At 72.0% G+C, this 11,083-nt stretch carries 10 protein-coding genes; 7 read left to right on the top strand and 3 right to left on the bottom strand.

The window, feature by feature from the left end; all coding sequences use genetic code 11:
• Window positions 1-75: 75 nt before the first annotated feature.
• A complete protein-coding gene (locus tag GTW43_RS06630; RefSeq protein ID WP_161300689.1) occupies window positions 76-1,683 on the top strand; it encodes a D-aminoacylase in 1,608 nt (535 codons plus the stop codon).
• Window positions 1,684-1,699: 16 nt separating this feature from the next.
• Here the strand turns inward: GTW43_RS06630 and GTW43_RS06625 are convergent, their stop codons facing one another.
• A complete protein-coding gene (locus GTW43_RS06625; RefSeq protein WP_161300688.1) occupies window positions 1,700-2,554 on the bottom strand; it encodes a serine protease in 855 nt (284 codons plus the stop codon).
• A 183-nt stretch (window positions 2,555-2,737) separates the two neighbouring features.
• Window positions 2,738-3,364 (bottom strand): alpha-ketoglutarate-dependent dioxygenase AlkB, encoded by a 627-nt coding sequence (locus GTW43_RS06620; RefSeq protein ID WP_161300687.1) that lies wholly within the window; start codon window positions 3,362-3,364, stop codon window positions 2,738-2,740.
• A gap of 75 nt (window positions 3,365-3,439) precedes the next feature.
• Here GTW43_RS06620 and GTW43_RS06615 point away from each other — a divergent pair, with 75 nt between their 5' ends.
• From GTW43_RS06615 to GTW43_RS06605, 3 genes are all read left to right on the top strand, one after another.
• Window positions 3,440-3,805 carry a DUF1801 domain-containing protein gene (locus GTW43_RS06615; protein WP_161300686.1) on the top strand — a complete coding sequence of 122 codons (366 nt, stop codon included), beginning with the start codon at window positions 3,440-3,442 and terminating at the stop codon, window positions 3,803-3,805.
• Between the two features lie 216 nt (window positions 3,806-4,021).
• Complete coding sequence (locus GTW43_RS06610; RefSeq protein WP_161300685.1) at window positions 4,022-5,233, top strand: pyridoxal phosphate-dependent aminotransferase; 1,212 nt, start codon at window positions 4,022-4,024, stop codon at window positions 5,231-5,233.
• Between the two features lie 101 nt (window positions 5,234-5,334).
• Window positions 5,335-5,736 carry a hypothetical protein gene (locus GTW43_RS06605; RefSeq protein WP_161300684.1) on the top strand — a complete coding sequence of 134 codons (402 nt, stop codon included), beginning with the start codon at window positions 5,335-5,337 and terminating at the stop codon, window positions 5,734-5,736.
• Window positions 5,737-5,842: 106 nt separating this feature from the next.
• Here the strand turns inward: GTW43_RS06605 and GTW43_RS06600 are convergent, their stop codons facing one another.
• Entirely contained in the window at window positions 5,843-7,675 is a 1,833-nt protein-coding gene (locus tag GTW43_RS06600; protein WP_161300683.1) for a phosphoenolpyruvate carboxykinase (GTP), read from the bottom strand.
• Window positions 7,676-7,990: 315 nt separating this feature from the next.
• Here GTW43_RS06600 and GTW43_RS06595 point away from each other — a divergent pair, with 315 nt between their 5' ends.
• From GTW43_RS06595 to GTW43_RS06585, 3 genes are all read left to right on the top strand, one after another.
• Window positions 7,991-8,674 carry a hemolysin III family protein gene (locus GTW43_RS06595; protein WP_161300682.1) on the top strand — a complete coding sequence of 228 codons (684 nt, stop codon included), beginning with the start codon at window positions 7,991-7,993 and terminating at the stop codon, window positions 8,672-8,674.
• 178 nt (window positions 8,675-8,852) lie between these two features.
• Window positions 8,853-10,418, top strand: coding sequence for an MFS transporter (locus GTW43_RS06590; protein ID WP_161300681.1), 1,566 nt, complete (start codon window positions 8,853-8,855; stop codon window positions 10,416-10,418).
• 5 nt (window positions 10,419-10,423) lie between these two features.
• Window positions 10,424-11,032 carry a TetR family transcriptional regulator gene (locus GTW43_RS06585; protein ID WP_161300680.1) on the top strand — a complete coding sequence of 203 codons (609 nt, stop codon included), beginning with the start codon at window positions 10,424-10,426 and terminating at the stop codon, window positions 11,030-11,032.
• The last annotated feature ends 51 nt before the right edge of the window (window positions 11,033-11,083 follow it).

Raw genomic sequence — 11,083 nt, 5'->3', positions numbered from 1 at the left:
GGGGCGCGGGGAACTGCGCGACCAGCCCCCACCGAACCCGCACCCGAACTCACCCCCCAAGAGAGGCAGCCAGGAATGACGGACCTGGTCATCAAGGACGTCAAGGTCATCGACGGCACCGCCACCCCGGCCTACCGCGCCGACGTCGAGGTCACCGACGGCCGCATCGCCCGCATCCACCGCGAGGACACCGGCGGCCCCCGCCCCTCCTCCCCGAGAACCCTCGACGGCTCCGGGCTCGCCCTCTCCCCCGGCTTCATCGACATGCACGCCCACAGCGACCTCGCCCTGCTCCGCGACCCGGACCACAGCGCGAAGGCCGCCCAGGGCGTCACCCTCGAGGTGCTCGGCCAGGACGGCCTGTCGTACGCCCCGGTCGACGACCGCACCCTCGGCCAGGTCCGCCAGGTCATCGCCGGCTGGAACGGCGACGGGTCGGACATCGACTTCGACTGGCGTTCGGTCGGCGAGTACCTGGACCGGCTCGACCGCGGCATCGCGGTCAACGCCGCCTACCTGATCCCCCAGGGCACAGTCCGGATGCACGCCGTCGGCTGGGACGACCGGGACGCGACCGAGGCCGAGCTCGCGCACATGCGGCGGCTGGTCGCCGAGGGCATGGAGCAGGGCGCGGTCGGCATGTCCTCGGGCCTGACGTACACGCCGGGCATGTACGCGAAGGACGCGGAGCTGACCGAGCTGTGCCGGGTCGTCGCGTCGTACGGCGGCTACTACTGCCCCCACCACCGCAGTTACGGGGCGGGCGCGCTGGACGCGTACCGGGAGATGGTCGAGCTGACCCGGAGCGCGGGCTGCTCCCTGCACCTGGCGCACGCCACGATGAACTTCGGGGTGAACAAGGGCAGGGGCACCGATCTGCTGGCCCTGCTCGACGAGGCCATCGGGGCGGGCGCCGACATCAGCCTCGACACGTACCCGTACACGCCGGGCGCCACGACGCTCGTCGCGATGCTGCCGAGCTGGGCCAACGAGGGCGGTCCCGACGCGACCCTCGCCCGGCTGCGCGACGACGCGACGGCCGAGCGGATCCGGCACCACGTCGAGGAGCTCGGCTCGGACGGCTGCCACGGGGTGCCGATGGAGTGGGAGACGATCGAGATCTCCGGCGTCCGGGACCCGGACCTCGGCACGTACGTGGGCCGGACCGTCGCGGCGGCCGCCGCCGAGCGCGGCGAGGCGCCCTGGGTGACGGCCCGCCGCCTGCTGATCGAGGACGGCCTGGGCTCGACGATCCTCCAGCACGTCGGCCACGAGGAGAACGTCCGCGCGATCATGCAGCACCCGGTGCACACGGGCGGCAGCGACGGCATCCTCCAGGGCGTCAAGCCGCACCCGCGCGCGTACGGCACGTTCCCGCACTACCTGGGCCGGTACGCCCGTGACCTCGGGGTGCTGTCCCTGGAGGAGACGGTCGCGCATCTGACCTCGCGTCCCGCGGCCCGGCTGCGGCTGCCGGACCGCGGTCTGGTCCGCGAGGGGTACCGCGCCGACCTCGTGCTCTTCGACCCGGACACGGTGGCGGCGGGCTCGACGTTCGAGGCGCCGCGCACCCTGCCGGTGGGCATCCCGCACGTCCTGATCGACGGCCGGCCCGTCATCGAGGACGGCCGCCGCACGGACGTCCTCGCGGGCCGCTCCGTCCGGCGCACCCCCACCGCCTGAACCCCGGGCCAGGGCCCTAGGCCTGGGGCTCAGGAAGCGTGCACTTCTTGCGTCCCAGGTCGAGGGTGCCGTCGTGCCGGACGCACGGCACGATCCCGTAGGTCTCCTGCGCGTAGCGCGCGTCGGGGCGGACGGTGACGCGGCCCTTGCGGTCGACCTCGCAGGGGTTGTTGAGGGTGCACTGCTCGCCGTCCTCGTTGTGGGTGTTGTTGACGGCGACGACCCGTCCGGTGCGGTCGTCGATCACCGGGGATCCCGAGGTGCCGCCGATGGTCCCGCACCCGGGCGTGTAGCGCACCGAGTCCTTCCAGGTCCACCAGTACTCCCTGACCTCGTTGACGAACCCGTCGACGGCGCACCGGTACTGCTGCTTCCAGTAGCCCGACACCACCGTGATCGCGGTGTTCTTGCGCGGGTGGCGCGCGTCGAGGAGCAGCGGCCGCACGTGGTACTGCCGCTCGATCTGCCGGTAGCTGGTGGTGAGCCGGTACAGCGAGACGTCGGTGTCGGTCATCGTCGCGTACGAGATCCGGTCGGCCCGCAGTGTGCCGAGGTCGCCGGCCTTCTCGTCGAGGAGCGTGAAGGTGCGGGTGGACGGCTGGTCGACGATGACCTCGCCGGCCTGCGGGAAGCCGCTCTCGATGCAGTGCCCGTTGGACAGCACGAGGGCGGGGTCGTCGGGCCGGGACTGCGGGGTGCGTACGACGGAGCCCGAACAGTTGCTGAGCGCGACCGTTGCGGCGAAGGTCACGGGCGCGTCGTGCGATGCGGCGCGGGTGTCGCCGGCCGCCGCCGCGGGCGCCGCCCCCGCCGCCGCGAGGACCAGGGCGAAGGCCGCGCCGGTCGCCGCCCTGCCGAGCCTCGATGTCATCGGTGCCGAAGGTGCCATGGGTGGAGCCCCCCTTGCCGGCGTCGGGTGTGACGCCTGTAGCCGATGGTTGCCGGGTGCATTCTTCGGCCCGGCGGACGGCGCGACAAGAGGGCGGTCCGGCCCGCGTCGGCGGCAAGGACCCGATGGGGAGGGGGAGTTGGGCGCCGCGGCGCCCGTCGGCGCTCAGCGCACGCCGCGCGGCCTGAACTGGACGCTGATCCGGGGCCCGGCCGCCCGCGCCGACTTGGGGACGGCGTGTTCCCAGGTCCGCTGGCAGGAGCCGCCCATCACGATGAGGTCGCCGTGGCCGAGCGGGCGCCGCACGACGGGGCCGCCGCCCAGGGGGCGCAGGAGCAGGTCGCGGGGTGCGCCGACGGAGAGGATCGCGACCATGGTGTCCTCGCGGGCGCCGCGCCCGATGCGGTCGCCGTGCCAGGCGACGCTGTCGCGTCCGTCGCGGTAGTAGCAGAGCCCGGCCGTCGTGAACGGCTCGCCCAGTTCGGGCCCGTAGTGCGCGGACAGTGCGTCGCGGGCCTCGGCGAGCACGGGGTGCGGCAGCGGTTCGCCCGCGCCGTAGTGCTTCAGGAGCCGCGGCACGTCGACGACCCGCTCGTACATCTGGCGGCGCTCGGCCCGCCAGGGGACCTGCGCGGCGAGCAGTTCGAACAGCGCGTCGGAGCCGTGCAGCCAGCCGGGCAGCACGTCGATCCAGGCACCGGCCCCGAGCACGGTACGGCGCACCGCGTCGAGCCCGCCGAGCGCGCTCTCCTCGATCCGGTCGGCCTGGTCGAACAGCGATCCCTGGAGCATGGGACCACCATACCTCCGCGTTCGAACAAATGCTCGAACACACGCGCGGTGTGAGGCGCCGCCTAGGCTGGCGTCATGGCACGGAGCGACGCGAGCGATGTGGACGGCTACCTGGCCGAGGCCCCGGAGGACCGCCGGGCGGTCCTCAGCGCACTGCGCCGGCTGTGCCGCGCGGAGCTGACCGGCTTCGACGAGGTGATGGAGTACGGCATGCCCGCCTACCGGCGCGGCGGCACCGTCGAGATCGCCTTCGCGAGCCAGAAGCAGTACCTCTCCCTCTACCTCCTGCGCACGGACGTCCGCGACGCGTTCGCGGACCGGCTCGCCGGCCAGGACATGGGGAAGGGCTGTCTGCGCTTCCGCTCACCCGACCGCGTCGACCTCGACCTGGTCCGGGACCTGCTGCGGGCCACCGCGGCCACCCCCGGCACCCCCTGCTGAACGGGGCCGACGTCTGAACGGGGCCGACGCCGCCCGAGTGGCCCATCTCACCCCGCCCGCCGGCCCGCGCATCCAAGCCGCGCCCCGCGCCCCACCCGGCATTCCTCAGGCGTCCGGCACCGCGTGCCATCGCATTCGGAACCGGGCCGACGCGGGCCCCGCCCACCCGGCCCCGACGGAGCGCGCCCGCGTCGCGCACGGCCGTACAGTCTGTCCATGCAGCTCATCCAGTCCACCAAGCTCGCCAACGTCTGCTACGAGATCCGGGGCCCGGTTCTCGAGGAAGCGATGCGACTGGAGGCGGCGGGCCACCGCATCCTGAAGCTGAACACGGGCAACCCCGCGGCGTTCGGCTTCGACTGCCCGCCGGAGATCCTCGAGGACATGCTCCGCAACCTCGGCGACGCGCACGGCTACGGCGACGCGAAGGGCCTGCTCGCCGCCCGCCGCGCGGTGATGATGCACTACCAGACGCTGGGCGTGGAGACGGACGTCGAGCACGTCTACATCGGCAACGGCGTCTCCGAGCTCATCGTGATGGCGATGCAGGGCCTGCTCGACGACGGCGACGAGGTCCTCGTCCCGGCCCCCGACTACCCGCTGTGGACCGCCGCGGTCTCGCTGTCCGGCGGCACCGCCGTCCACTACCGCTGCGACGAGCAGTCGGACTGGATGCCCGATCTGGCCGACGTGGAGCGGAAGGTCACCGACCGCACCAAGGCCATCGTCATCATCAACCCGAACAACCCCACCGGCGCCGTCTACACCGACGAGATGCTGCGCGGCCTCACCGACATCGCCCGCCGGCACAACCTCCTGGTCTGCTCCGACGAGATCTACGACAAGATCCTCTACGACGGCGCGACGCACACCCCGACCGCCGCGATCGCCCCGGACCTGCTGACGCTGACCTTCAACGGCATGTCGAAGGCGTACCGGGTGGCCGGGTTCCGGGTCGGCTGGATGGCGATCTCGGGCCCGCGCGCGCACGCCGAGTCGTACATCGAGGGCCTCACCGTCCTGGCGAACATGCGCCTGTGCGCGAACATGCCGGGCCAGCACGGTGTGGTCGCGGCGCTCACCGGCCGGCAGACGATCAGCGATCTCGTCCTGCCGGGCGGGCGGCTGAAGGAGCAGCGGGACGTCGCGCACGAGCTGCTGACGCAGATCCCGGGCGTGACGTGCGTGAAGCCGAAGGGGGCGCTGTATCTCTTCCCGCGCCTCGACCCGAAGGTGTTCAAGATCAAGGACGACCGGCAGATGGTGCTCGACCTGCTGCGCGCCGAGAAGATCATGGTCGTCCAGGGCACCGGGTTCAACTGGCCCGAGCCCGACCACTTCCGCGTCGTCACCCTCCCGGACACCCGCCAGCTGACGGAGGCGGTGACCCGGATCGGGAACTTCCTGGACGGGTACGGCCAGGCCTGACAGGCCTCCGACCGGCCCAGTTTTGGACAGGTTCTAAATTAGACACGTTCCAAGGTACGATGGAGGCCAAGCCGCTGCCCGCTCCTGCCTGGAGGCCTCCGATGTACGAGCCGATCCGCACCAAGTCGGTCCACACCACGGCGGCCGACCCCGGCGCTTTCCCGCACCGCTCGCGCGAGGAGGAGCTGGACATCCAGCTCGCCAGCCATCTCGCCGCCCTGCTCGCCGTCACCGACGAGCTGCGCGCCGCGGCCGGCACGCCCGGCCTCGACGAGGCCGCGGAGGAGCTCGCCGCCCAGATCGCCCGGCTGCGCGGCGGAGCCCCCGTCCGCTCCGCGGTCGCCGTGCACGAGCCGCACCTGGTCACCCTGCATCAGCGCGCCCACGCCCTCGCGGGCCGCGCGCTGGTCGTCGCCGCGTCCCGCGCGGACACCGCCGCGGCGATCCTGGCCGCGCGCCGCATGGAGTTCCACGCGCGCGAGATGGAGCCCGTCGCCGCGTAACAGGCGAAGGCCTGCCGTCGCCCTCCGTCGGGGCGGACGGGGGGCGGCGGCAGGCCCAGGGCCCCGCACGCCGTTGTGCGGGACCTCGCCGGTCGGGGGGGGTGGGTCAGCCGAGGCGCGCGACCAGGGCGCGGTACTCGTCCCACAGTTCCTTCGGCGTGTGGTCGCCGAAGGTGTTGAGGTGCTCGGGGACCAGGGCGGCCTCCTCGCGCCAGACCTCCTTGTCGACCGAGAGCAGGAAGTCCAGGTCGGCATCGGCCAGGCCGAGTCCGTCCGTGTCCAGGGACTCCTTCGTCGGCAGGACGCCGATCGGCGTCTCGACGCCCTCGGCGCGGCCGTCGAGGCGGTCGACGATCCACTTCAGGACGCGGGAGTTCTCGCCGAAGCCGGGCCACACGAAGCGGCCGCCGGCGTCCTTGCGGAACCAGTTGACGTAGTAGATCTTCGGGAGTTTCGCCTGGTCCTTGCCGGCGCCGACCTTCACCCAGTGGCCCATGTAGTCGCCCATGTTGTAGCCGCAGAACGGCAGCATGGCGAAGGGGTCGCGACGCAGCTCGCCGACCTTGCCCTCGGCGGCGGCGGTCTTCTCGGAGGCCACGTTGGCGCCGAGGAAGACGCCGTGGTTCCAGTCGAAGGACTCGGTGACCAGCGGCACCGCGGAGGCGCGGCGGCCGCCGAAGAGGATCGCCGAGATCGGCACGCCCCTGGGGTCCTCCCACTCGGGCGCGATGATCGGGCACTGCGCGGCGGGGGTGGTGAAGCGCGCGTTCGGGTGGGCGGCGGGGGCCTCGCTGTCCGGGGTCCAGTCGTTGCCCTTCCAGTCCGTGAGGTGCTTCGGGGTCTCCTCCGTCATGCCCTCCCACCACACGTCGCCGTCGTCGGTGAGCGCGACGTTGGTGAAGACCGAGTTGCCCCACAGGGTCTTCATCGCGTTGGCGTTGGTGTGCTCGCCGGTGCCGGGCGCGACGCCGAAGAAGCCGGCCTCGGGGTTGATCGCGTAGAGGCGGCCGTCCTCGCCGAAGCGCATCCAGGCGATGTCGTCACCGATCGTCTCGACGGTCCAGCCGGAGATCGTGGGCTCCAGCATCGCGAGGTTCGTCTTGCCGCACGCGGACGGGAAGGCGGCGGCGACGTACTTCGACTCGCCCTGCGGCGGGGTGAGCTTGAGGATCAGCATGTGCTCGGCGAGCCAGCCCTCGTCGCGGGCCATGACGGACGCGATGCGCAGGGCGTAGCACTTCTTGCCCAGGAGGGCGTTGCCCCCGTAGCCCGAGCCGTAGGACCAGATCTCGCGGTCCTCGGGGAAGTGCGAGATGTACTTGGTGGAGTTGCACGGCCACGGGACGTCCTGCTCGCCCTCGGCCAGCGGGGCGCCGAGCGTGTGGACGGCCTTGACGAAGAAGCCGTCGTCGCCGAGCTCGTCGAGGACGGGCTGCCCCATCCGGGTCATGGTGCGCATGGAGACGGCGACGTACGCCGAGTCGGTGATCTCGACGCCGATCGCGGACAGCGGCGAGCCGAGGGGGCCCATGCAGAAGGGGACGACGTACATCGTCCGGCCCTTCATCGAGCCCCGGAAGACGCCCTGGTCGCCGCTGAAGATCTCCCGCATCTCGGCGGGGTCCTTCCAGTGGTTGGTCGGGCCGGCGTCCTCCTCCTTGACGGAGCAGATGAAGGTGCGGTCCTCGACGCGGGCGACGTCGGTCGGGTCGGAGGCCGCGTAGTACGAGTTCGGGCGCAGGGTCGGGTCGAGCTTCTTGAACGTCCCCCTGTCGACGAGCTCCTCGGCGAGGCGCTCGTACTCGGCCTCCGAGCCGTCGCACCAGACCACGCGGTCCGGCTGCGTGAGCGCGGCGATCTCGTCGACCCACGAGATCAGGCCGTGGTGGGTGGTCGGGAGGGTGTCCGGGGAGGTGGGAGCCGCGATGTCGCGCGCCACGATCGCTCCTAAATGAGGGGTATGGAGGTTGATGCCCCGTGGGGGCTGCGACCCGGACGCGGCGCCTCCCTTCCACTGAGACTCAGTGGGCGCTCATCCGGTGCCGACCGCACTCATTTGATCATCCGACCGTTTCGCCCATCTGTCCAGGGGGCCTCACACCTGAGCGACGTGAGGATTCCCACTCGCCGCGCGGATGTCACACCGGGTACCCCGACGCCCGCCCGTACGGGTGAGGCGTGGGGTTTGCCCCCGTCCCGGCCGGGGGCCTGCTCCATATCCGGCACCTACGGTCGCGTAGGTACGATGCGGGGCATGAGTGCCGCCGCTGAGAGCAGCGAAATCCCCGCCGCAGAGCCGTCCTTGCTGAAGCCGCGCATGCGCGGCTGGCTGCATGCGGGCATGTTCCCTGCCGTCCTGATCGCGGGGCTCGTCCTCACGGCGCTCGCCGACTCCACGCGCGGCCGCGTCGCCTGCGGGATCTACGTCCTGACGGCCTGCCTGCTCTTCGGGGTGAGCGGCCTCTACCACCGAGGAAACTGGGGGCCGCGGGCCGGCGGCGTGCTGCGCCGTCTGGACCACGCGAACATCTTCCTGATCATCGCGGGCACCTACACCCCGCTCACGATGCTGCTGCTGCCCGACACGAAGGGGCAGTGGCTGCTGTGGGGCATCTGGGCGGCCGCCGCGGCCGGCATCGTCTTCCGCGTCTTCTGGGTCGGCGCCCCGCGCTGGCTCTACACGCCGTGCTACATCGCGATGGGCTGGGCCGCCGTCTTCTTCCTGCCCGACTTCATGCGGCAGGGCGGCATCGCGGTGCTCGTCCTCGTCATCGTGGGCGGACTGCTGTACAGCGCGGGCGGCGTCATCTACGGCATCAAGCGGCCGAACCCGTCGCCCCGCTGGTTCGGCTTCCACGAGGTCTTCCACTCGCTGACGCTGGCGGCGTTCGTCGTGCACTACGTCGGCATCTCCCTGGTGGCGTACCAGCACGGCTGACCTCACCGGACTCCTCACCTCCCGAAGGGCCGCGGCATCCACCGCGGCCCTTCCGCATGTCCGGACCCGCCCCGAAGGAAGCGGATGGACACCGACGGACACCGACGAACACTGACGGACACTGGCGGAAGTGGATAGCGATTGACACTCACCCCCAAGTGAGAGTTACTCTCATTTCATGGTTACTGTCACAGAGCAGACGGAGGCGCGCCCGGATCCCCGGCGCTGGTGGGCCCTCGGGGCCCTGGTCGCGAGCATGCTCGTGCTCGGGTTCGACATGACGATCCTCAACGTGGCGCTGCCGACCATCGCCCGGGACCTCGGCGCCGACACCGGTCAGCAGCAGTGGATGGCGGACGCGTACATCGTGGTGTTCGCCGCCCTGATGCTCCCGGCCGGACTCCTCGGGGACCGGTTCGGACGGCGCCGGATGCTGATCGGCGGACTCGGGATCTTCCTGGGCGCGTCGGTCGTGGGCGCGCTGGCCACCGACGTCACCTGGGTGATCGCGGCCCGGGCCCTCATGGGCGTCGGCGCGGCCTTCGTCATGCCGCTCGCGATCTCCGTCCTGCCCGGGCTCTTCCCGCGCTCGGAGCAGACCAGGGCCATCGGCATGATCTCCGCCGCCTCCGCGCTCGGGCTCCCGCTCGGGCCGATCATCGGCGGCTGGCTGCTCGACCACTTCTGGTGGGGCTCGGTCTTCGTGATCAACGTGCCGACGGTCGCCGTCGGGATCACCGCCTGCCTGTTCCTGCTGCCGGAGACCCGCGACCCGGCCGCACCCCGCGTCGACGTCGTCTCGACGGTGCTCACCGCCCTCGGGCTCGGCTCCCTCATCTACGCGATCATCGAGGGCCCCGGAAAGGGCTGGGGCAGCGGACTCGTGATCGGCGGCTTCGCCGTCGCCGTCGTCCTGCTCGCCGCGCTCGTGCACCGCGAGCGGCGCAGCCCGCACCCCATGCTCGACCTGTCGCTGCTCGGCCACCGCGGCTTCCTCACGAACACGCTGCTCGCGACGCTCGGCATGTTCGTGCTGTCCGGCCTGATGTTCCTGCTGCCGCAGTACCTCCAGGCCGTCCTGGGCACCGACGCGCTCGGCACCGGCGTGCGGACCGTCCCGATGATGGCGGGGATGATCCTCGCGGCCCGGCTCGCGCAGCCGCTCGTGGACCGGTTCGGGGCGCGCGCGGTGATCTGCGTGGCCCTGGTGGTCCTGGCCTTCGCCGGGTTCCTCGGGGCGCGGACCACCGTGCACTCCGGGTACGCGTTCACCGCGCTGTGGCTGTCGGTCGCCGGGGTCGGCTTCGCCTTCGCGATGATCCCCGCGATGGGCGGGGCGCTCGGGACGCTCACCAAGGACCAGGCGGGGCGCGGCTCCGGCCTGATGAGCACGGTGCGCCAGACCGGCAGCGCGCTCGGTGTCGCCCTGCTCGGGGCGCTCGTCGCCGGCGCGTACGGCGCACGGGTCGCCGCCGACGGACTGCCGGCCGCCGCGGCCGGTGCGGCGCGGGACTCGGTGACCGGCGCGCACGTCGTCGCCGCCCGGCTCGGTGACCCGGCGCTGGCCGCGTCCGCGGACTCCGCGTTCGTACACGGGATGAACCTGGCGCTCGTCGTCATCGGCATCACCTCCCTGGCCGCGGCGCTCCTCGCGGCCCTGCTGCTGCCCGGCCGCGCGCGGACCGCCGGGCCCGGCGGCGCGGACCCGGAGGTGGCCCGCGTCGGCGCGGATGCCCGACAATGAGGGCCATGGCCGCCTCAGCACAGACCTCGCAGCCCCGCATCGGGCTGCGGGAACGCAAGAAGATCAAGACCCGCACGGCGATCCGCGAGGCGACGTACCGCCTGATCCTGGAGCAGGGCTACGACGCGACGACCGTCGAGCAGATCGCCGAGGCGGCGGAGGTCTCCCCGTCCACGGTCTTCCGCTACTTCCCGACGAAGGAAGACATCGTCCTCACCGACGAGTTCGACCCGATCCTGGAGCGCGAGCTGCGGGCCCGCCCGGCCGACGAGTCCATCATCGACTCCCTGCGGGACGTGGTCGAGCACAGTCTCGAACTGGCGCAGCAGAGCGAGGACCCCGAGGTGGCGCGGCTGCGGATGCGGTTGCAGGTCGAGGTGCCGGCCGTGCGGTCGCGGATGATGGAGTCGATGTCCGTCACCGGACAGATCGTGTGCCGGGTGCTGGCGGAGCGGACGGGGCGTGATCCGGGGGATCTGGAGGTCCGGGTCTACGCGATGGCGGTCGTGGGGGCGTTGATGGAGGCGACGATGTACTGGGCCGAGCGGAGCGACTCCGTCGAGTTGCGGGAGGTCGTGGTGGCGGCGCTGGACACGGTGCAGCGGGGTCTTTAGGGGTCGTTCGCCGGGTGCGCGCCGGTGGGGCTTCTCGCGCAGTTCCCCGCG

It is taken from the genome of Streptomyces sp. SID5785 (assembly GCF_009870065.1).
Classification (GTDB): Bacteria; Actinomycetota; Actinomycetes; order Streptomycetales; family Streptomycetaceae; genus Streptomyces.
This window is presented reverse-complemented; position numbering and strand designations above follow the sequence as displayed.